At 72.9% G+C, this 20,600-nt stretch carries 14 protein-coding genes and 1 riboswitch; of the genes, 5 read left to right on the top strand and 9 right to left on the bottom strand.

The genetic code is table 11. The annotated features are described in order from the left end of the window. Positions 1 to 260 precede the first annotated feature (260 nt). Together ACZ592_RS24865 and ACZ592_RS24860 are read left to right on the top strand one after the other, a co-directional pair. Positions 261 to 2,993: a discoidin domain-containing protein gene (locus ACZ592_RS24865; protein WP_471583820.1), complete on the top strand. Its 2,733-nt coding sequence runs from the start codon at positions 261 to 263 to the stop codon at positions 2,991 to 2,993. Positions 2,994 to 3,076: 83 nt separating this feature from the next. Next, complete coding sequence (locus ACZ592_RS24860) at positions 3,077 to 3,322, top strand: DUF6332 family protein (protein WP_471583819.1); 246 nt, start codon at positions 3,077 to 3,079, stop codon at positions 3,320 to 3,322. 39 nt (positions 3,323 to 3,361) lie between these two features. Here the strand turns inward: ACZ592_RS24860 and ACZ592_RS24855 are convergent, their stop codons facing one another. The 3 genes from ACZ592_RS24855 to ACZ592_RS24845 form a co-directional block, all read right to left on the bottom strand. Next, positions 3,362 to 4,390, bottom strand: a complete 1,029-nt coding sequence (locus ACZ592_RS24855; protein ID WP_471583818.1) for an aminoglycoside phosphotransferase family protein — start codon at positions 4,388 to 4,390, stop codon at positions 3,362 to 3,364. Positions 4,391 to 4,463: 73 nt separating this feature from the next. Continuing rightward, positions 4,464 to 4,856, bottom strand: a complete 393-nt coding sequence (locus tag ACZ592_RS24850) for a hypothetical protein (RefSeq protein ID WP_471583817.1) — start codon at positions 4,854 to 4,856, stop codon at positions 4,464 to 4,466. A gap of 133 nt (positions 4,857 to 4,989) precedes the next feature. Further along, positions 4,990 to 6,438 (bottom strand): short-chain fatty acyl-CoA regulator family protein, encoded by a 1,449-nt coding sequence (locus ACZ592_RS24845; protein ID WP_471583816.1) that lies wholly within the window; start codon positions 6,436 to 6,438, stop codon positions 4,990 to 4,992. Between the two features lie 206 nt (positions 6,439 to 6,644). On the opposite strand from ACZ592_RS24845, the gene ACZ592_RS24840 reads away from it, so the two are divergent. The 3 genes from ACZ592_RS24840 to ACZ592_RS24830 are packed head-to-tail and all read left to right on the top strand — an operon-like array spanning position 6,645 to position 10,215. Next, on the top strand, positions 6,645 to 8,153 hold the full coding sequence (locus tag ACZ592_RS24840; RefSeq protein ID WP_471583815.1) for an MmgE/PrpD family protein: 1,509 nt from the start codon (positions 6,645 to 6,647) through the stop codon (positions 8,151 to 8,153). After that, a complete protein-coding gene (prpB, locus tag ACZ592_RS24835; RefSeq protein WP_471583814.1) occupies positions 8,153 to 9,058 on the top strand; it encodes a methylisocitrate lyase in 906 nt (301 codons plus the stop codon). The genes ACZ592_RS24840 and prpB overlap by 1 nt, the downstream gene beginning before the upstream one ends. A 17-nt stretch (positions 9,059 to 9,075) precedes the next feature. After that, complete coding sequence (locus ACZ592_RS24830) at positions 9,076 to 10,215, top strand: bifunctional 2-methylcitrate synthase/citrate synthase (RefSeq protein ID WP_471583813.1); 1,140 nt, start codon at positions 9,076 to 9,078, stop codon at positions 10,213 to 10,215. A gap of 36 nt (positions 10,216 to 10,251) precedes the next feature. Here ACZ592_RS24830 and metE read toward each other — a convergent pair whose 3' ends face one another. From metE to ACZ592_RS24800, 6 genes are all read right to left on the bottom strand, one after another. After that, positions 10,252 to 12,570 carry a 5-methyltetrahydropteroyltriglutamate--homocysteine S-methyltransferase gene (metE, locus tag ACZ592_RS24825; protein ID WP_471583812.1) on the bottom strand — a complete coding sequence of 773 codons (2,319 nt, stop codon included), beginning with the start codon at positions 12,568 to 12,570 and terminating at the stop codon, positions 10,252 to 10,254. Positions 12,571 to 12,732: 162 nt separating this feature from the next. Beyond that, a riboswitch (cobalamin riboswitch) is annotated at positions 12,733 to 12,950 on the bottom strand. Next, positions 12,949 to 13,866, bottom strand: a complete 918-nt coding sequence (locus ACZ592_RS24820; RefSeq protein ID WP_471583811.1) for an ECF transporter S component — start codon at positions 13,864 to 13,866, stop codon at positions 12,949 to 12,951. (Overlaps the previous riboswitch by 2 nt.) Then, a complete protein-coding gene (locus ACZ592_RS24815) occupies positions 13,863 to 15,551 on the bottom strand; it encodes an ABC transporter ATP-binding protein (RefSeq protein ID WP_471583810.1) in 1,689 nt (562 codons plus the stop codon). Before ACZ592_RS24815 ends, ACZ592_RS24820 begins: the two co-directional genes overlap by 4 nt. Further along, on the bottom strand, positions 15,548 to 16,690 hold the full coding sequence (locus ACZ592_RS24810; protein WP_471583986.1) for an energy-coupling factor transporter transmembrane component T: 1,143 nt from the start codon (positions 16,688 to 16,690) through the stop codon (positions 15,548 to 15,550). The genes ACZ592_RS24815 and ACZ592_RS24810 overlap by 4 nt, the downstream gene beginning before the upstream one ends. Before the next feature lie 144 nt (positions 16,691 to 16,834). Continuing rightward, on the bottom strand, positions 16,835 to 17,770 hold the full coding sequence (locus ACZ592_RS24805) for a hypothetical protein (RefSeq protein WP_471583809.1): 936 nt from the start codon (positions 17,768 to 17,770) through the stop codon (positions 16,835 to 16,837). Beyond that, complete coding sequence (locus ACZ592_RS24800) at positions 17,767 to 20,586, bottom strand: prenyltransferase/squalene oxidase repeat-containing protein (protein WP_471583808.1); 2,820 nt, start codon at positions 20,584 to 20,586, stop codon at positions 17,767 to 17,769. The genes ACZ592_RS24805 and ACZ592_RS24800 overlap by 4 nt, the downstream gene beginning before the upstream one ends. Positions 20,587 to 20,600: the final 14 nt, after the last annotated feature.

Here is a 20,600-nt window from a genome sequence, read left to right as displayed (position 1 = left end):
GTGAGCCCACCGTAACCGTGTCGAGCCGTGCCGCTCCGGAGCGCGTCGCATCCGCAAGGCGCAGCCGGGACGCGGCCTGGCAGATCCGGTCGGACCGGCCGGCGGATGCTTCTCCGTCGCCCGACAGGACCGGCGCGCGCACTCCGATGCGCGCCCCTCGCGTTCGATACTTGACCGGGAACGTAGATCTATTGACGTGGACTGTTCAGGAAATTTATGGTCCCTGGACTTCGCAGGCGAAACCAGAGTGACGGAGAACAATGACGTACTCCCTCGGCACGCGGCCGCGTGCCGCCCGACTGACCGCGGTGCTGGTGGCCGGAGCGCTCATTGCCTGGGTGCCACCCGCGGCCTCACAGACGGCGCGGAACAACCGTGCCGACGGCCGCGCCGCCGCCGACTGCCGCAAGGACGACGGATGGACGCTCGGCACCACGCGCCCCGGTGCCACCGACACCCACCACGCCTTCGTCGGCAACGGCTACCTGGGTCAGCGTGTGCCGCCGAACGGTGCCGGATACGCCGACAGCAAGGACAAGACCGGCTGGCCGCTGTTCACCCCGCGCTACGACGGCTCCTTCGTCTCCGGTCTGTACGCCCACAACAAGCGGACCGCCGAGGACCGGCAGGCGGCGGCAGCGCTGCCCACCTGGACCGCGCTGACCGTCGGTACCGGCGGGGCGCAGGGCGATACCTTCAACTCTTCGACACCGTCCGGCCGGATCTCCCACTACCGGCAGTCCCTCTCCCTCCACTGCGGCGTCGTACGCACGTCGTTGACGTGGACCGCGTCCGACGGCCGCCGCACCGACCTCGTGTACGACGTGCTCGCCGACCGCGCCGATCCCCACGTGGGCGCGGTGCGCCTGCGCATGACACCGCACTGGAGCGGCCGGGCCACCGTCACCGACGTGCTGGACGGACGCGGCGCGCGCCGGATGCGGCAGACCGGGGGCGGCGACCGGACCGAGAAGAGTCCGGGCGGCAGTCGCACGAGCATGGATGTCGCCTTCCGCACGGACGGCACGAACGTGGACGGGGCCGTCGCCTCCACCCTGCGCGCCGGACGCGGAGCGCAGGGCACGCAGGCCCACCGTGCCGCGCAGGCACAGAAATTGACGGCCCGACAGGCTCTCGCCCTGCCGGTCCGGCGCGGGCAGTCCTACGACTTCACCAAGTACGTCGGCGTCGACACGGACCTGACCTCGCGGGCGCCGCGCAGGGACGCCACCGCCGCATCCCTGCGCGCCGCCGACCGGGGCTGGCGGCCCCTGCTCCGCTCCCACACGGCCGCCTGGGCACGGCTGTGGCGCAGCGACATCCAGGTGCCAGGGCGACGGGACATGCAGACGTGGGTGCGGTCCGCGCAGTACGGACTGTTCTCCAACACCCGCCAAGGCGCGGCCAACAGCATCGCTCCGGCGGGCCTGACCAGCGACAATTACGCGGGCCTCATCTTCTGGGACGCCGAGACCTGGATGTACCCCGGCCTGCTCGCCACCCGGCCCGCACTAGCCAGGACCGTGGTGGACTACCGCTACCGGACCCGCACCCAGGCCCGGGAGAACGCCCGTGAGCTCGGCCAGAAGGGCCTCTTCTACCCCTGGAACAGCGGCAGTTCGGGCGACCTGGCCACGGAGTGCCACAGCGTCGACCCGCCGCACTGCCGCACCCAGGTCCACCTCCAGTCCGACATCTCCCTGGCCGTCTGGCAGTACTACCTGGCCACCAAGGACACCACGTGGCTGCGCGAGCGCGGCTGGCCGGTGATGAAGGGCATCGCCGACTTCTGGGCGGGCCGCGTCAGCCGCAACGAGGACGGCAGCTACTCGATCAGGGACACGGCGGGCCCCGACGAATACAGCAACGGCGTCGACGACGCGGTCTTCACCAACGCCGGAGCCGCCACGGCGCTGCGCCACGCCACCCGCGCCGCCGAACTGCTCGGCGAGCGGGCCCCCGCCCGGTGGGCGGCGGTCGCCGACCGCATCCGGATCCCGTACGACAAGAAGCGCAAGGTCTTCCAGCAGTACGACGGATACGACGGCGGCACCATCAAGCAGGCCGACACCGTCCTGCTGATGTATCCGCTCCAGTGGCCGATGCCGGAGGGCGCCGCGACCGGCACCCTCGACTACTACGCGCAGCGCACCGACCCGGACGGCCCGGCCATGACGGACTCCGTGCACGCGGTCGACGCCGCCGGAATCGGCGAGCCCGGCTGCTCCGCGTACACCTATCTGGAGCGCTCCATCAGGCCGTTCGTCCGTGGCCCCTTCGCGCAGTTCTCGGAGGCCCGCGGCGACAAGGCCGGTGCCGACGATCCCCTGTCGGGCTCGCCCGCGCACGACTTCCTCACCGGCAAGGGCGGATTCCTGCAGACCTTCACCCACGGTCTGACGGGCCTGCGGATGCGGGAGGACAGCGTCCGCCTCGACCCGATGCTGCCCCCGCAGTTCGACCGAGGCGTCACCCTGCGCGGCCTGGCCTGGCAGGGGCGTACGTACGACATCGAACTCGGCGCCCACCGCACCACGGTGCGGCTCACCGGCGGCGCGCCGATGACGCTCGACACGCCGCAGGGCGAGCAGACCGTCAGCGAGGGCAGCCCCGCGGTCCTCAAGACGCGCCGCCCCGACCTCGCTCCCACCGCCAACGCGGCCCGCTGCACCGCCGCCACGGCCTCCTCCGAGCAGCCCGGCCAGTACGCGGGCGCCGCCGTGGACGGCAACACGGCGACGGCCTGGGTCCCGGACGGCCCGAGCGGCCGGCTGACGACGGACCTCGGCAGGACCGTCCGCGTCAAGAAGATCACGCCGGTCTGGACCGGCACGAGGCCCGCCGCCCACCGCGTCGAGCTCTCCCTCGACGGGCGGACCTGGCACCGCGCGACGGCGGACGATCCGGGGCGTGCCCGGTACGTGCGGGTGACGGTACGCGGGGAAGCCGGCGCGAAGAAGCATCCAGGGATCGCGGAACTCACCGTGAGATAGCGCCGGAGCGGAGTGATGCGCACGTCGTGCGAGCCTCGTCGAAGAGGCTCGCACGGCCTTGGCCCTGGTGTCATGCTGGGGCCATGACGACAACGAGACGGAGCCAGGCAGAGCGTGACGAGATCACCGTCGAGATCGGCTATGCGCTGGTCAGTGCGTGTTTTCTCGCCGCCGTGGTGTTCGGGGCGATCGCGGGCCCTGCCGCCGTCTGGCAGTTCCCTCCCGGTGTCGACAAGGCCTTGCTGATCACGGGAGCCTCGGTGGGCGGGGTGCTGGGGGTGCTCCGTGTGGTGCATGTCCTGTGGCGCTACACGGAGCGGCGCCGCTGAGACACCCCAACGCCCCGTCCCCGCACCGGTTCGGACCGGCTACGGCCGCTGTGACGGCAGCGGCCGTAGCGTGGGCCAACGGGTGTTCATGGCGGCGCGCATCGCCGCGGAGAGGCGTCCCAGGTCCGCCAGCCGGCCGCCCCCGGACGTCATCTCGCTGACGACGCCGAGGCGGTGGGCCAGCCGCTGCCTGGCGGTGGCCGTGCCCCAGCGCCAGTCATGGTCCGGGAGCCTCGCCAGGTAGTCGGTGGTCCCGCGTCGGGCGCGCTGAACCAGGGCGTCCCCGCGCAGCAGCCAGCCCGCGCACGCGTCCGTGAGGTCGCCCCGCACCTCGGTGCCCGTGGCCTCGCGCCAGGTCGTGCGGTACGCCGCCTCCGCCGCGTGAAGGAGCCGCGCAGCGGGGGCGGTCGCGCACCAGCAGGTGGGGAAGCCGATGCGGAGATAGGCGAGTTCGACGATTCCGTCGCCCAGCGAGGCCTGCTCGAAGTCGATGAATTTTATGCCGTCGCCGGTGTGCAGGTCGTTGCCCGGGCAGGGGTCGCCGTGCAGCAGGGAACGCGCGGGCGTGCGGGCCAGGCGGTCGACGAGGTCGTCCAGCTCGGCCCGGACCCCGCACGGCGCGGTGGCGCCGAGCGCCCCGGCGAGGGTGAGGAAGGAGTCGACGTCGTCCTGAGTCGGTCCCGACCAAGAGGGAAGCGCGACCTCGGCCCCCGGCCGCGGGAACGCGTGGAGCCGGGCGAGGGCCGCCGCGTAGTCGGTCAACCAGTCCGCGCCGGGAGCCCGTTCCGCCAGGTGTTCCAGGACGAGGACCCGCGCCGAGGGGTCGGTGCCGAGGAGCCCCGGCACCACCGGCGGGTCGACCCGGGACGCGAGTCGCAGCGCGGTCACCTCGCGGGCGTACCGCTCGTCGGCACCCGGCCCCTCGACCAGCTGTTTGACCACGACGGGCGTGCCGGACAACTCGGTGCGCCACACGCGGGAGCGAGGGCTGCTGTCCAGTTTTCTGGCCCTGCCGGGCGTACCCAGCTCGGCCCGCAGCTTCTCCCCGAACGGCAGCCGTGACCCCATGCCCGGCATCCTCCCATGCGCCGCGCCGGGACCGGCCGGACGTCGAGAGGCGGTGATGGGTGTGCGGGGCCGGTCAGTGCTGGTGGCCCAGAGGGCACTGCGCACCCTCTTCGTCCCCCTCTCCGTGGCGCCAGTGCCGGGAGCAGTAGGGGACGTCGCACTGGGCACAGAAGTTCGCATCGCCCTTGAGGCCCGCCGTGTGGACGCGGGCGAAGGTGCGCGGGTAGCGGAAGGCGCGTCGGTAGCGGTCGGCGTCGTCGGCCGAGACGTTCTCGCCGGCGCCGTTCGTGTAGGCCTCGCTCTCCACGGTGAACCACCACAGCGCGGGGTTCCTGGACGCGCTGTAAGCGGCTTTTCGTACCACGTCCCAGCGCGGCATGCTCACGGGCTCGGTGCCGGGCGGGGTGAACTCGAGGTGGGCGATGCGTGCCTTGCACAGGGCGCAGGCCACGGACAGAACGAACATGAGTGAGGGAACTTGTCTCATGGCAGTGGGCCTTCGGCCTTCGAAGGGCGACGCGGGAGGCGCCGGTCGGCTGCACGCATACTTGCACAGCGCCCTGCGTTCCAGAGCTCGAAAGCGCAGGGGAGAGCCCACGTCAGTGATCGTCGAGCACCGGATAGGGCACATGTGTACGACGGTCGGGATCGACGGCGAGCCGGCCGCCGGCCGGTGGACGGGCCCGCTGGGCGCAGTCCCTGCGCTCGCAGATGCGGCAGCCGAGACCGATGGGCGTGGCGGCACCGGGATCGTCGAGCGAGAGCCCCTCGGCGTAGACGAGACGGTGGGCGTGGCGCAGTTCGCAGCCGAGGGCGACGGCGAACTCGGCACGCGGCGAGCGGTGCCCGAGCGCGCCGCGGCGCACGGTGCGGGCGACCCAGAAGTGCCGCTTGCCGTCCGGCATCTCGGCGACCTGGGTCAGTGTCCTGCCGGGCGCGGAGAACGCCTCGTACACCGTCCAGAGCGGGCAGGTGCCGCCCAGGCGGGAGAAGTGGAAGTCGGTGGCCGACTGGCGCTTGGAGATGTTGCCCGCCCGGTCGACCCGCAGGAAGGAGAACGGGACGCCCCGGCGCCCGGTGCGCTGCAGGGTGCTCAGGCGGTGGCAGACGGTCTCGAAGCCGACGCCATAGCGGGCGGACAGCAGTTCGATGTCGTAGCGCACCTCTTCGGCCGCCCCCTGGAACGAGGCGTACGGCATGAGGAGCGCGCCCGCGAAGTAGTTCGCCAGGCCGATCCGGGCCAGGGCGGCCGACTGCGCCGAGGTCAGCTCCGCGGCGCTGTGGGCGAGCGTGTCGAGCAGTGAGCCGTAGGACAACAGGGCCAGCTGGGTGGCGAGTTGGAAGGCGCGCTGCCCGTCGGTGAGCCCGGGGGAGAGGAACAGCAGCCCGGCGTCCGGGTCGAAGCGCCGGGCGTCGGGCGTCGGGCCCTGCGGGCCTTGGGATGCCCGCACGGCCCGCACGCCGTGCCGGTCGGCCAGGTGCGCGGCCAGGGGATCGGCGGCGCGTCCGGGCCGCAGTCCGAGGGCGGACGCGAGGCGCTCGGCCTCGGTGTCGAGCGGGTCGAAGTGGTTGTGGTGGGCGTAGAAGAAGTCCCGCACCTCGTCGTGCGGCTCGCCGGGCAGGAAGGCCGACGCGGCAGGGCCCGGGGAGGCCAGGGCGGCGGCCTGCTCGGTGACGGAGCGGTACCTGCGGTGCAGGGCGACCAGGGCGCGCGCCACCTCGGGATGGTCGCGGGCCGCCTCCCCGATCTCCTCGGCGTCCGGCAGCGGCATCCCGCACGCCTCGTCGGCGAGCGCGGTCCGCAGATCGGCGGCCAGCCGGTCCTCGGCGGCCTCGGAGAAGAACTCGGCGTCCACACCGAACACTTCGGCGATCCGCAGGAGCACGGACGCCGTCAGCGGGCGCTGCCCCTGCTCGATCTGGTTGGCGTAACTGGTCGAGATGGAGAGCGCGCGGGCCATCTCCACCTGGTTCATGCCCTGATCGCGCCGGAGCCTGCGCAGCTTGGCCTGGGCGTAGATCTTCCGGTCGGTGGGTCGGCGCGGCATGCCTGTCCTCCCGTGGTCCCGTTCGCGTGCTGCGTGTGGGCAGGCTCCCGGCTGCGAATCTAGCATCCGCACGATTCGCAGAATCCGCGGATTCGCAGTGGACCGGTGGACGGATTCCACTCCGGGGAGGTGTGGCCGCGCGGCCGGGACGGAGGCAGGCTCGACGGCACGAACAGCGCATCCGCGCCGACTTGGTGAGGAGTCCCGTGAAAGAGCACCACGTCCGAGTCCACCCCAGCGCCGACCGGCTGCCCCGACAGGAGCAGCTCGCCTGGAAGCTCGCGGCGGTCGCCACCGGCACCGAGGAACTGGACGCCGACAGCGCCGCCATGGCCGTCAACCGCGTCATCGACAACGCCTCCGTCGCCATGGCGTCCCTGCTGCGCCGCCCGGTCGCCGTCGCCCGCTCCCAGGCCGGCGCGCACCCGGCGTCCGCACCCGGCGCCTCGGTCTTCGGCAGCCGCGCCCGGGTCTCCCCGGAGTGGGCGACCTGGGCCAACGGCACCGCCGTACGCGAACTCGACTTCCACGACACCTACTTGGCAGCCGACTACTCCCACCCCGGCGACAACATCCCGCCCCTGCTCGCCGTCGCCCAGCACACCGGCCGCACCGGCGCCGACCTGCTGCGCGGCATCACCGCCGCCTACGAGACCCACATCGCCCTGGTCAAGGGCATCTGCCTGCACGAACACCGCATCGACCACGTGGCGCACCTGAGCGCCGCCACCGCCTGCGGACTCGGCGCGCTCCTGCGGCTGCCGACCGCGACCGTCCACCAGGCGGTGCAGCAGGCCGTGCACACCACCACCGCGACCCGCCAGTCCCGCAAGGGCGAGATCTCCAGCTGGAAGGCGTACGCGCCGGCGTTCGCCGGGAAGGCGGCCATCGAGGCGGTGGACCGCGCGATGCGCGGCGAGAGCTCCCCCTCGCCGGTCTACGAGGGCGAGGACGGGTTCCTGGCCTGGCTGCTCGACGGCCCCGGCAGCCACTACACGGTGCCGCTGCCCGAGCGGGGCGAGCCGCGGCGCGCGATCCTCGACACGTACACCAAGGAGCACTCCGCCGAGTACCAGGCCCAGGCGATCATCGACCTGGCGCGGCGGCTGCGCGAGAGGACCGGCCCGCTGGAGCAGGTGCGCTCGGTCGTCCTGCACACCAGCCACCACACCCACCACGTGATCGGCTCCGGCGCGAACGACCCGCAGAAGTACGACCCCACCGCGAGCCGCGAGACCCTGGACCACTCGGTGCCGTACATCTTCGCGGTCGCGCTGGAGGACGGCACCTGGCACCACGAACGCTCCTACGCCCCCGAGCGGGCCCGCCGCCCCGCCACCGTCGACCTGTGGCGCAAGATCACGACGGTCGAGGATCCGGAGTGGACCCGGCGCTACCACGACCCCGACCCGCGGCGCCGCGCCTTCGGCGGTCGGGCCGTGCTCACCCTGGCGGACGGCTCGGTCGTCGAGGACGAGCTGGCCCTCGCCGACGCGCACCCGGCCGGCGCCCGCCCCTTCGACCGCCCCGCCTACGCGCGCAAGTTCCGCACGCTCGCCGAGGGCGTCGTCGAGCCCGCCGCCCAGGACCGCTTCCTGGCAGCCGCCGAACATCTCGCCGAAGCGGCCCCCGCCGACCTCGACGGTCTGTTCCCGGCCGTCGACACGGAGTCCGTCGCCGCCTGCGACACGCGGCTGCCGAAGGGCCTGTTCTGATGCTCCCCACCCGCACCACCCCGGCCGGGCGCCGCCGCCTCTTCCGTGAACAGCTCGCCACCGGGCGCCTGTTGCGCATGCCCGGCGCCCTCAATCCGCTGTCCGCCCGGCTCATCCAGGAGACCGGATTCGACGCCGCCTACCTCTCCGGCGCCGTCCTCGCCGCCGACCTCGGACTGCCCGACATCGGCCTGACCACGTCCACCGAGATCGCCGCCCGCGCCCAGCAGACCACCCGGGTGACCGACCTGCCGGTCCTCGTCGACGCCGACACCGGCTTCGGCGAGCCGATGAACGCGGCCCGCACCGTGCAGCTCATGGAGGACGCCGGACTCGCCGGGCTCCACCTGGAGGACCAGATCAACCCCAAGCGCTGCGGTCATCTCGACGGCAAGGCGATCGTGACCCGGCAGGAGATGAACCGACGGCTGCGGGCCGCCGTCGACGCCCGCCGCGACCCTCACTTCCTGCTGATGGCCCGCACCGACGCCCGTACCGTCGAAGGCCTGGACGCGGCCGTCGACCGGGCCAGGGCCTACGTCGACGCGGGCGCCGACGCGATCTTCCCCGAAGCCCTCGCGGACGAGCGGGAGTTCGAGGTGTTCCGCAAAGCGGTCGACGTGCCTCTGCTCGCCAACATGACCGAGTTCGGCAAGGGCCCGCTCCTGAGCACCGGCACCCTGCGGGACCTCGGCTACAACATCGCCCTCTACCCCGTCACCCTGCAGCGCCTGGCCATGGGCGCGATCGAGGGCGGACTGCGCACCCTGGCCGCCGAAGGCACCCAGGAATCCCTGCTGCCCCGCATGCAGACCCGCTCCCGCCTGTACGAACTCCTCCGCTACGAGGACTACGCGTCCTTCGACGCGGCGGTCTTCGACTTCACCCTTCCGCCCGGCACCTGACGCACCGGAGGCACCCCATGTCCCACAGAGCACCCGAGATCCACCGCGGCCTCGCCGGCGTCGTCGTCGACACCACCGAGATCTCCACCGTCATCCAGGAGTCCAACTCCCTCACCTATCGCGGCTACCCGGTGCAGGACCTGGCCGCCCGCCGCTCCTTCGAAGAAGTCGCGTACCTGCTCTGGTACGGCGAACTCCCCGACCCGGCCCAGCTGGCGGAGTTCCGGGCCCGCGAACGCGCGCTGCGCCCCCTGGACCGCACCACGTCCGAACTCCTTGCGCGGCTCCCCGAAACCTGCCACCCCATGGACGTCCTGCGCACCGCCGTCAGCCTCTTCGGCGCCGAGGACCCCATCGAGGACGACGGCAGCCCCGCCGCCAACCGCGCCAAGTCCCTCACCCTGCTGGCCAGGCTGCCCACCGTCGTCGCCGCGGACCAGCGCCGCCGCCGGGGACTCGCCGCCGTGCGGCCCGACCCCGGACTGGGGTACGCGGAGAACTTCTTCGCCATGTGCTTCGGCGAGGTGCCCGCTCCGGAGATCGTCCGCTGCTTCGAGACCTCGCTCGTGCTGTACGCCGAACACAGCTTCAACGCCTCGACGTTCACCGCCCGCGTCGTCACCTCCACGCTCTCCGACCTCTACAGCGCGGTCACCGCGGCGATCGGCGCTCTGAAGGGACCCCTGCACGGCGGCGCCAACGAGGCAGTGATGCACATGCTGAACGAGATCGGCGACCCCGGCCGGGCCGGGCAGTGGCTGGACGAGGCGTTGGCGGACCGGCGCAGGATCATGGGCTTCGGCCACCGCGTCTACAAGGACGGCGACTCGCGCGTCCCGGTCATGCAGGAAGCCCTGGACCGGCTGGTCGCCCGGGCCGCCGACCCCGAGGTGACCCGGCTGGCCACCCTGCACGCAGCCCTGCGGCACGCCATGGCGGGCCGCAAGGGCCTCCACCCCAACCTGGACTACCCGGCGGGCCTCGCCTACCACCTGATGGGTTTCGACATCCCGGTCTTCACACCGATCTTCGTGATGAGCCGCATCACCGGCTGGACCGCCCACATCACCGAACAGCTCGCCCACAACGCGCTGATCCGGCCCCTCGCCTCGTACGCGGGGCCGGAACAGCGGGTCGTGCCCGCGGCGGCGGGCTAGCGGTTCCGCGCGTCAGGACGTCAGGACGTCAGGACGTCAAGACGCGGACAGCTCCTCGCGGACCGTCCGGGCCGCGGTGACGAGGTTCTCCAGTGAAGTGCGGGTCTCGGGCCAGCCGCGGGTCTTCAGGCCGCAGTCGGGGTTGACCCAGAGCCGTTCGGCCGGGATGGCCTCAAGTCCCGTACGCAGGAGGCTCGCCGCCTCCTCGGCGCTGGGCACGCGCGGGGAGTGGATGTCGTACACGCCCGGTCCGGCCTCGCGCGGATAGCCGTGTGCGGCGAGCTCGCGGGCGACCTGCATGTGGGAGCGGGCGGCTTCGAGGCTGATGACGTCGGCGTCGAGGTCGTCGATGGCCTGGACGATGTCCCCGAACTCGGCGTAGCACATGTGGGTGTGGATCTGGGTTTCCGGACGCACTCCGCTCGTGCTGAGGCGGAACGACTCCGTGGCCCACGTCAGGTAGGCGGGATGGTCGGCGGCGCGCAGCGGCAGCGTCTCGCGCAGGGCGGGCTCGTCGACCTGGATGACGGAAGTCCCGGCCGCCTCCAGGTCGTCGACCTCGTCGCGCAGGGCGAGGGCCACCTGGCGTGCGGTGTCGCCGAGAGGCTGGTCGTCGCGGACGAACGACCAGGCGAGCATGGTGACGGGGCCGGTGAGCATGCCCTTGACGGGGCGGCCGGTCAGGGACTGGGCGTAGGTCGTCCAACGCACCGTCATCGGCTCGGGCCGCGAGATGTCGCCCGCGAGGATCGGCGGGCGGACGTAGCGGGTGCCGTAGGACTGGACCCAGCCGTGCTGGGTGGCGAGGTAGCCGGTGAGCTGTTCGGCGAAGTACTGCACCATGTCGTTGCGCTCGGGCTCGCCGTGCACCAGGACATCGATGCCGGCCTTCTCCTGGAACGAGATCACCTCCTGGATCTCGGTCCTGATGCGCTCCTCGTACCCGGCGCCGTCGATCCGTCCGGCCCGCAGGTCGGCGCGGGCGGCGCGCAGTTCACCGGTCTGCGGGAACGACCCGATGGTCGTCGTCGGCAGCAACGGCAGGCCGAGGCTGCCGCGCTGGGCCGCGGCCCGCTCCGTGTACGGCTGGGAGCGGCGCGCGTCGGCGTCGGTGATGGCCTCGGCGCGGGCGCGGACGGCGGGGACGCGGGTGATGGGGGAGCCGGCCCGCGATGCCAGGTCGGCGCGGTTGGCGGCGAGCTGGGTGGAGATCGTGTCGGTGCCCTGGGCCAGGCCTCGGGCGAGCGTCACGATCTCGGCTGTCTTCTGGCGGGCGAAGGCCAGCCAGCGCAGGATCTGCGGCTCGATGTCCCGTTCGAGGGTGGCGTCGATGGGGACATGGAGGAGGGAGCAGGAGGCCGCCACGTCGACGCGGTCGGCGAGCCCCAGGAGGGTGCCGAGCGTGGTGAGGGACTTCTCCAGGTCGTTGACCCAGATGTTGCGGCCGTTGACGACACCGGCGATGAGCCGCTTGCCGGGAAGTCCGCCGACGGAGGCGAGCGCCTCGAGGTTGGCGGCCGCGGCCTCGGTGAAGTCGAGGGCGAGGCCGTCGACGGGGGCCTTCGCGAGTACGGGGAGCGCGTCGCCGAGGCGGTCGAAGTAGGAGGCGACCAGGAGCTTGGGGCGGTCGGGGAGGCCGCCGAGGTCGCGGTAGGCACGTTCGGCGGCGTTCAGCTCGGCCGGGGTGCGATCCTGGACGAGGGCGGGCTCGTCGAGCTGCACCCACTCGGCGCCCGCCGCGCGCAGGTCGGCGAGGACCTCGGCGTACACGGGAAGCAGCCGGTCCAGGAGGGTGAGGGGGTTGAAGTCGTCGGCCACTCCGGGGGCGGGCTTGGCCAGCAGGAGGTAGGTGAGGGGTCCCACGAGGACCGGGCGGGCCGTGAGCCCCAGGGCGAGGGCTTCCTTGAGCTCGGTGACCTGCTTGGTGGAGTCGGCGCGGAAGACGGTGTCGGGTCCCAACTCGGGCACCAGGTAGTGATAGTTGGTGTCGAACCACTTCGTCATCTCCAGCGGCGCCACGTCCTGGGTGCCGCGCGCCATCGCGAAGTACCCGTCGAGCGCGTCGGCGTCGACGGCGGCACGGTGGCGGGCGGGAATGGCGCCGACCATGACCGTGGTGTCCAGGACATGGTCGTAGTGCGAGAAGTCGCCGGTGGGGACTTCGCCGATGCCGGCGTCGGCGAGTTCCCGCCAGTTCGTGCGGCGAAGCTCGGCGGAGGCGGCCCGGAGGGCGTCGGCGGTGACGCGGCCCTTCCAGTACCCCTCGACGGCCTTCTTCAGTTCACGGTTGCGGCCCTGGCGGGGGTAGCCGTACACGGTGGCCCGTGCTGCCGCGGCTGCGGACTTGTCGGTCACGGAGATCTCCTTCGCGAGATGAATCCCTGAGATCCCGGGGACGGGACGAGAGCGCGAAGGGCGACGAACCGGACGGTGTGTGCTCGCGCGGTCGGCGCGTCGCCCGTCTGGTGTGTACGCCGACCCGCCCTCGAGGTCACCGAGATATCCGCGCACGAAGGGTTCGTGTGCGGACAGCGGGCAGGTCTTCGGACTCGCGGGCACGCCCTCGAAGAGGACACCTAATAGCCGTCGCTTCCCAGGACCGGTCTCCGGTCCCAGTGCGTGTGACGGCGGTCGTTCCCGCTCACCGCTGCGGGGCAGTCCCGGATTCCCACCGGGTTCCCTCTTGCGACGCGCCTGTCTGGCGGACAGGGCGAACCAGCTGCACCGATCACCTTACGGGCCCGTCCGCCGATGGATCGAGTCCGACCGACATTCGAGAGGTGAGCTGGAACACGTGGTTGACGTGCTTGACCGGTCGGCAGGGTGGGAAGGCCGGGTGCGGCGCGGCACGAACCTGATGGGCGCCTGGAAGCGGGCCTTGCGCGCGGCCCGGCGGAAGACGGTGAGGACCGCGGGGCCCGCGAGCAGCACGCAGCCGAAGTTGGTGACCGCGCGGCCGGTGTCCCAGCCCAGCGAGGTCGCCAGGTCGAAGGCGAGGTAGCGCTGCCACTGCTCGGTGAAGGGCAGGCCCGGCAGGTAGGCGATGGAGCTGTTCGGGTCGAGGGAGAAGGGCCAGAAGGAGAGGTTGAGCAGGAAGCCGAAGAGGTAGCCCGACAGGGAGCCGTACACCGCGAGCAGCAGTACCTCGCGGCGGCCCGTGGCACGGGGGAGCAGGCCGGCCAGCATGCCGACGAAGGCGCAGCCGAACATCTGGTACGGCATCCACGGCCCCACGCCGCCCGTGATGAGGGCGGAGGCGAACAGGGACGTACAGCCCAGCGTGAAGCCGAAGCCGGGACCGTAGACCCGGCCCGCCAGGACCAGGATGAAGAAGACGGTCTCGATGCCCGCCGTGCCCGCGCCCAGCGGCCGGACGGCCGCGTTGACGGCGGAGAGCACGCCGAGCATCGCCAGTGCCTTGGAGTTGATCCCGCCCTCGGCGATCTCGGAGATGACCACGCAGAGCACCAGGACGAGCAGGGCGCCGAAGATGAGCGGCGGGGCGTACGAGGAGCCGAACTTGCCGGGGGCGACCACGAACGGCCAGAAGAAGGCGACCAGACCGACGAACGCGGCCAGGGCGATGACGAATCCGGCCCGGGGCGTGATGCGGATCGCCGTGGTGCGGAGCCGTCCCGGAGCGGTACTCACCTGTCGTCGCCCTCCTCGGCGTCGCAGAGCGCGGCAGTTGCCTGGCGCACCGTCAGATAGGGCAGGGGCGACAGGACTTTGGCCACCTGAGGGGCGAACACCGGTGAGGACATGACCACGTCGGCCGCGGCTCCGTCCGCGACGGTCTCACCCTCGGCCATCACCACCACCCGGTCGGCGGTCCTGGCCACGAACTCGACGTCGTGCGTGGAGACCACGACCGCGCGGCCCTCGGCCGCGAGCGCGTCGAGAATGCCGGTGAGCTGTGCCTTGGCGCGGTAGTCCAGGCCCCGGGTCGGTTCGTCCAGGAGGACGACGCCGGGCGCCGCGGACAGCTGGATCGCCAGTACCAGGGCCAGCTTCTGCCCCTCGGAAAGGTCCCGTGGATGCGCGGCGCCGTCGATGCCCGGGGCCAGCCGGTCCAGGATGTCGCGGGCGAGCGATCCGGTGCCGTCGGCGGCGGACTCGGCGTCGGCCCGGTCGAGTTCCTGCTTGACGCTCTCCAGATACAGGAGGTCGGTCGGGGTCTGGGGGACCAGGCCGACCAGGCGACGGGCCTGGGTGGGGGAGACCGAGCCGGGGTCCTGGGCGCGGGCCGGGCGTTCGACCGCGGGTGCGCCCCACGGGGTGACGCGCACGGTGCCGTCCGTGCGGTGTCCGGAGCCCTGCAGCGCCCACAGGAGCGAGGACTTGCCGGATCCGTTGCGGCCCATCAGGGCGACGGTCTCGCCGCCGCGCAGCTCCAGGTCGACCTCGCGCACGGCGGGCAGGACCTGGCCCCGGTAGAGGACGCTGATTCCGCGCGCGTCGAGGAGTCTCGGCCGCGATTCCCGCGCCGCGGGGGCCGGTGGCCGGGCGGGCGGCACGGGTGCGCCGGCCAGCCTGGCGCGCAGCGGGGCCGCGGCGCGGCGGGCGTCACGGACCGAGAGCGGCAGGGGGTCCCAGCCGGCCGTGCGGCCGAGTTCGACGACCGGGGGAGCGACACGGGCGGTGCGGAACATCCGGGCGGGTGGGCCCGACTCGACCCGTCCGTCGCCCGCCAGGTGCAGGACCCGGTCGGCGTACTGCACGACGCGCTCCAGGCGGTGCTCGGCCAGCAGCACGGTGACGCCGAGGTCGTGGACGAGGCGGGTGATCGCGGAGAGTACTTCCTCGGCGGCGGTCGGGTCGAGCGCGGAGGTCGGTTCGTCCAGGACCAGCACGCGCGGGTGGGCGGTCAGGACCGACCCGATCGCGACGCGCTGCTGCTGGCCGCCGGAGAGTTCGTGCAGGGCGCGGTGGCGCAGGTCGGCCAGGCCGAGCAGGTCGAGGGTCTCTTCGACGCGTTTGCGCATGGTGTCGGCAGGGACGGCCAACTGCTCCATGGCGTACGCGAGTTCCTCCTCGACGGTGTCGGTGACGAAGCCGTCCAAGGGGTCTTGGCCCACCATGCCGACCACGTCGGCGAGTTCCCTGGGCGGGTGGCCCGCGGTGTCGCGGCCGTCGACGGTGACGGTGCCGTACAGGGTGCCGCCGGTGAAGTGCGGGACCAGGCCGTTGACGGTGCCGAGCAGGGTGGACTTGCCGACGCCGGTAGCGCCGACGACGAGGCAGAGCTCGCCCTCCTCGACGGTGAGGTCGACGTCGTGCAGGACGGGCTCGGCCGTGTCGTCGTACGCGACGGAGACGTGGTCGAAGGTGATCACTTGGCGGCGGCTTTCTGGGGGTGCCGGGCGCGGGGCGCGGGGCGCCGCGTGGTGCCCGGAGACGGGAGCGACACGGGAAGCGGCGGCGGTGCCAGGAATCCGGCGGCGCCCGCGAGCAGGACGGCCGCCGCGGGAACCATCGGGAGCGTCGGCCAGCTCAGCGGGTAGATGGACGGGTTGAGCTCCGCCGCGTTGAATCCGACGTTGGTGAAGAGCAGGACGGCCGACAGGACGCCGCAGCCCGCCACCGCCCACTCCTCGAATCGCCAGGGGTCGGGCCGGTAGGTGGTCCGGGTGACCCGGCGCCCGCCGAGCCGAAGTCCGGCCACGCACAGCACCGCGCCGGCCCCCATGGCGGGGAAGCCGAGGAGGCGCGGAGCGGTGGCGTCGAGGAGTCCGTACGCGCCTGCGCACAACCCGCACATGCCAAGGAGCATCAGCGCGCCGGTGAGGCGGCGCGAGCGGCGCGTCGCCGTGCCCGCGCGGCCGTAGCCGCGCGAATCCATGGCGGCCGCCAGGCGCAACGAACGCTCCAGCGCGTCCTCGAGCACCGGCACGACGATGCCGCGCAGTGCCCGCAGGCCCCTGGTCCGCCCCGCGCGCAGTCGCCGGGCGCGGCGCACCCGCTGCACGCTCTGGACCAGTTGCGGGGCGACGCTGATGGAGACGGTGACGGCGACGCCCAGTTCGTGGAGCGCGCCGGGCAGGACGCGCAGGGCCCGCTTGGGGTTGGCCAGGGTGTTGGCCGCGCCGACGCAGCAGAGCATGCAGGCAAGGCGCAGGCCGTCCACGGCGGCGGAGAGGAGCGCTTCCAGTGACACCGGGCCGCCCAGCTGGATGCCCGCGTACCAGTCGGGGGTGGGGATGTGCGGCAGCGAGAAGAGGAAGTGGTCGTGCGGCGTGATGCCGGTGGCGAAGAGGGCGCGGAAGAGCACGCGGATCGCGATGACGGTGAGCGCCAGGTACAGGTAGTACTTGAAGCCGCGGGCCCAGGGCGCCTCGGTGCGGCGCACACTGATGACGTGGCCGAGGACGGCGAGCACGAGGAAGAGCAGCAGCGGGTTGTTGGTCCTGCTGACCGCGGTGGCCAGGGCCAGGGCCCACACCCACCAGGCCATCGGGTGCAGGGTGCGGGGCAGCCGCCGCTCGGCCGCGTGTGGGCGCGCGGGGGCGACGGCGGGCGCGGCTGCCGGCGTTCCCGGCGCGCCCCGGAGCGCGTCAGCGGCACCTGCGCGTACACCGGAGGTGCCTGTGCGCCCTGTCGGAGTGCTGTCCGGCACGGACTACTCCGTACGGCGGCGGCGCCGGGCCGCGTACACGGCTGCGCCCCCGATGAGCAGGACCAGCGCGCCGGTGGTGGCGGCCGGTGCGTAGGAGCCCGCGTCGTGCGCGGCGTCGGCCGCCGGGGCCGCGTCGATGACCTTGGAGGACGGCTTCGGCCCGGCCTTCGCCCCGCCCGCCGCGCCGCTCGCCGAAGGGGTCGCGGAGGGTGAATCGGACGGCGAGGGCGAGGGGGGTGGCTTCTTCGCGGACTTGCCGGGCTCCGGGGGCGGCGCGGCGCTCTTCTTCTTGGCGGGCCGTTCCGGAGCGGGTCCGGTGTCGACGTTCGGCGGCAGCGGCTTGGAGGTCCGCCTCTCGTATGCCGAGCGGGGCTTGCCGCCGCCGGTGGGGCGGGCGTTGTGGGCGCGCAGCTGGTCGGGGGCGAGCGTCGGGCGGCCCTTGGTGCCCTCGATGTTGGTGCCGCCGAAGATCCACAGGTCGACGCTGCCCGGCTTGGGCTTGTAGAGCATGGCGCCGAGCTGGCTGTACTCCCAGGTGTTCTCGCCCGGGTCGGCGTGCCAGTACGACCAGTAGGCGGAGGCGGGCGGGGTGAGGACGCAGTCGTCCTGTGCCGCCGTCGGGAACTGCTTGCCGCCCTTGTAGCCGCTGTAGCCGATCCGGCAGATGAAGGCCGGGCCGTCGTGGCCGGTGCCGGTGGTCCGCCAGCCGCCCTGGTTGAGCAGCTCGTAGCCCGTGGTCGGCGTGGTGCCGCAGGAGCGGAAGACGGGTCCGCCCCAGTCGCTGAAGTCGACGGCGAGCACGGCTCCCGCGCGGGTGGTGCACTGGCCCATGGGCCGGGGCGCGGCGGTGGCAGGACCGGCTGTGGCGTTCAGGGCCGCGACGGCCAGCGTCAGGGCGCCGGTCGCACCCGCGAACGTACGCAGGAAACGGATGATCACTGGTGGCCTCCTGTGGCAGTGCGGCGGCGGGCGACGACGACCGTGCGCCACCCGGCGAGGCACAGGGCGAGGGCTGCCAGGGCGAGTGCCGCCACGTGCGCACCGGTCGAGGCGAGGGCGCCGTCGGGCGAGGGCCCCGCGGCCGAGGGGCCCGCGCCGCCGTCCGCGCCGGGGGTCACGATGTCCGGAGTGGCGTTCCCCGAGGGGCCGTCGGTGGACGCAGGGGGCGGCGGCTGCGGAGTCGTCCCGTCCAGGTCCCTGACGAGCGTGCCGAAGGAGGTGCCGACCGCCCCGCCGAGGCCCTGCGTGGAGGCGCGCACGTCGGAACCGCGCTGACCGCCCGCCGCGACGTTGAACCCGCCGTCCGTGTTCTGTTGCCCGGCGAGGAACCTGCGGGCCTTCTTGATCTCGGCACCGTACTTCGCCGCGTCCAGGGAGAGCCCCTGCACGGCGAGGGCCGCCGAGTTGACCGAGTTGCCCGAGGCGCCGGGGAACCCGCCGCCCCGGAGCTGCTTGGTGGCGATCCAGGCGAGCGCCTTGTCGACGGCTTTCTCCGACGCGGCGTCCTTCACCAGGTCGAGGGCCATGGCGGCCATCGCCGTGGAGTCCACCTCGGAGTCGCCGGTCGAGGGGATCAGGCTGGGCCAGGCCCCGGAGGAGTGCTGCAGGCTCCGCAGGTACGCGACGGGGGCGGCGGCCGACGTCTTCTCCCCGGCGCGGAGCTGGGCGATGACGCCGAGGGACTGCGAGAACACCGAAGGGGCGTACGTGTAGGCGCCCTTGGCCGGACAGCTGCGGTCCGGCGCCGGGCTCGGTCTCTCGCACACGGACGTGTCGAGTGCCTTGATCAGGTCCTGGCCCGCGAAGTCGCGCGCGTCCCGGCCGACGGCCTGGGCGAGCACCGCCACCTTGCCCAGTGAGCCACCTGCGGCATGCGAAGTGCCCACGCCCGTCCAGTCGTTGACGGTCCGGCCCGGCGTCGCGCCGTCCTTGCCCTTGCCGTCGAGGAAGTCGACGACACCGCGCAGCGCGTCGTTGTCACGGCCGGTGGCCGCGAGCGCGTAGGCGCCGTCGATGGTCAGGCCGTAGTCGGCGAAGCCGGTACCGGCGATGTTCTCGTAGTAGTGGCCCTGTTTGAGGCGGGAGCCCGCGGTGAGGTAGGCGGTGCCCTTCTTCAGGTCGGGGCCCTCACCGGGGGACCAGGGCGGGTTCGGTCCCGTGGGGTCACCCGGGTCGGTGGGACCGGTCGGGTCCGTGGGGTCGGTGGTCGGCGGCCGGGGCGGCTCCGGCGGTCGCGCGGTGAGGGAGGCCAGGCTGGTGCGCGCCCCGGCGAGGACGGCGCCCCAGGTCGGATAGAGCTCCGGATCCTGCGCGCCCTCGTCGAAGCCGAAGCCGCCGCCCTTCGTCTGCTGTCGCGACAGCCAGGAGACCGCGGCGTCCGCGCGGACCGTGTCGCCGAGCAGACGCAGGGCCTGGGCCGATCTGCCGGTGGCGCTGATGTCACCCGTGGTCACGCCCGGGTAGGCGCCGTACGCGCCGGTGGGCAGTTGGGCGTCCCGCAGGTTCTTGCGCGCCTTCGCCACGACATCGGAGTACCCGCCCGCCTGCTGGAGGGCGATGACCGCGTACGGGGTGGTGGCGGGGTCGCTGTAGGTGCAGGTCTGACCGTCGCGCAGCAGTGTGGGGCTGAAGCCGCCGTCCTTGCACTGGTGGGCGGCCACGCGGGCGACCGCGTCGGCGGGGATCTTCCGGCCCGCGCGGTGCAGCGCGAGCACGGCGAGGGCCTGGGTCTCCACGTCACCCACGGCGGGAAAATCCCCCTTGGCGACGCAGGCGTCCGTGCCGCCGCCGGCGCACACGCTCCTTCCCAGGTCGCCGACGAGGTCGTGGCCGCCAAAGGAGTGCGGGTCGCCCCCGTTGCTCTCGGCGAGGAGCGCGAGCAGGGCCGCGCCCGCCGGGTTCGGGTCCTTGCCGGGGCCCTGCGGGTAGGCGAACTCCTCGGTGCGCGCCGCGAGATAGGACGTCGTCCGGGTGAGCGCGGTACCGCGGCCACCGGAGGCGGCGAGCGCGAGGGCGGTGTGCGCCGTCTGGTAGAGGTCGGCGCCCGCTGTCCCCTCGTCGCGGATGTGGTCGCCCTCGGTGAGTCTGCTCCTGAGCCAGGCGTCCGCCGCGTCGAGGTCCACCTCGGCGCGCTCGACGTCGGGCGGGTTGTCGCCGGGGTCGCTCTGGCCGCCCGCCCTGACCTGGGCGGGCGTGAACGACGGACCGCCGCTCGTGCCGTCCGGGTCGGTCGCGCCGAACACCCACGCCTCCACTGAGCCGTTCTTCGGCTGCCGGCTCATGGCGCCGAGCGGGCTGTACGTCCAGTAGTCCTGGCCGCGCGGCGCGATCCAGTACGACCAGTAGGCGGACGCGGGCGGGGTGAGCTTGCACTCCTCCTCGTCCCGCGTCGGGTACTGCCTACCGGAGTCGAACTCCTGGTGTCCCAGGCGGCAGATGAAGGCGGGGCCGTCGTGCCGGGTCCCCGCAGTGCTGAATCCGGCCTCGTGCAGCAGGTCGTAGCCGGTGGTGGGGGTGGCGTCGCAGCCTCGGACGACGCCTCCTCCCCAGTCGCCGAAGTCCACCGCGACGACCGCGCCCTTGGTGGCGGTGCAGCTCTCGATCGGGTCGGCGGCCGCGGGGGTGGCGCCGTTGAGCAGGAGCGCGCCGCCGCCCACTGCCAGGGTGGCCGTACACAGCAATGAGACGTATCTCGCGCGCACGCCCCGGCCCCGTCTCCCGCCTCTGTGCCCCACCACTGCCCCCCTGGGCTTCATCCGTGGCGGTCCCG

It is taken from the genome of Streptomyces sp. NPDC040622 (assembly GCF_055593965.1).
Note: the sequence above shows the minus strand (reverse complement) of the source record. Positions and strands in the feature narration are given on the sequence as shown.

What these genes read in the sequence shown, in the direction of transcription:
- ACZ592_RS24865 (WP_471583820.1), top strand. Translation starts at nt 261, where the DNA reads ATGACGTACTCCCTCGGCACGCGGCCGCGTGCCGCCCGACTGACCGCG.
- ACZ592_RS24860 (WP_471583819.1), top strand. Translation starts at nt 3,077, where the DNA reads ATGACGACAACGAGACGGAGCCAGGCAGAGCGTGACGAGATCACCGTC.
- ACZ592_RS24855 (WP_471583818.1), bottom strand. Translation starts at nt 4,390, where the DNA reads ATGGGGTCACGGCTGCCGTTCGGGGAGAAGCTGCGGGCCGAGCTGGGT.
- ACZ592_RS24850 (WP_471583817.1), bottom strand. Translation starts at nt 4,856, where the DNA reads ATGTTCGTTCTGTCCGTGGCCTGCGCCCTGTGCAAGGCACGCATCGCC.
- ACZ592_RS24845 (WP_471583816.1), bottom strand. Translation starts at nt 6,438, where the DNA reads ATGCCGCGCCGACCCACCGACCGGAAGATCTACGCCCAGGCCAAGCTG.
- prpB (WP_471583814.1), top strand. Translation starts at nt 8,153, where the DNA reads ATGCTCCCCACCCGCACCACCCCGGCCGGGCGCCGCCGCCTCTTCCGT.
- ACZ592_RS24830 (WP_471583813.1), top strand. Translation starts at nt 9,076, where the DNA reads ATGTCCCACAGAGCACCCGAGATCCACCGCGGCCTCGCCGGCGTCGTC.
- ACZ592_RS24800 (WP_471583808.1), bottom strand. Translation starts at nt 20,586, where the DNA reads ATGAAGCCCAGGGGGGCAGTGGTGGGGCACAGAGGCGGGAGACGGGGC.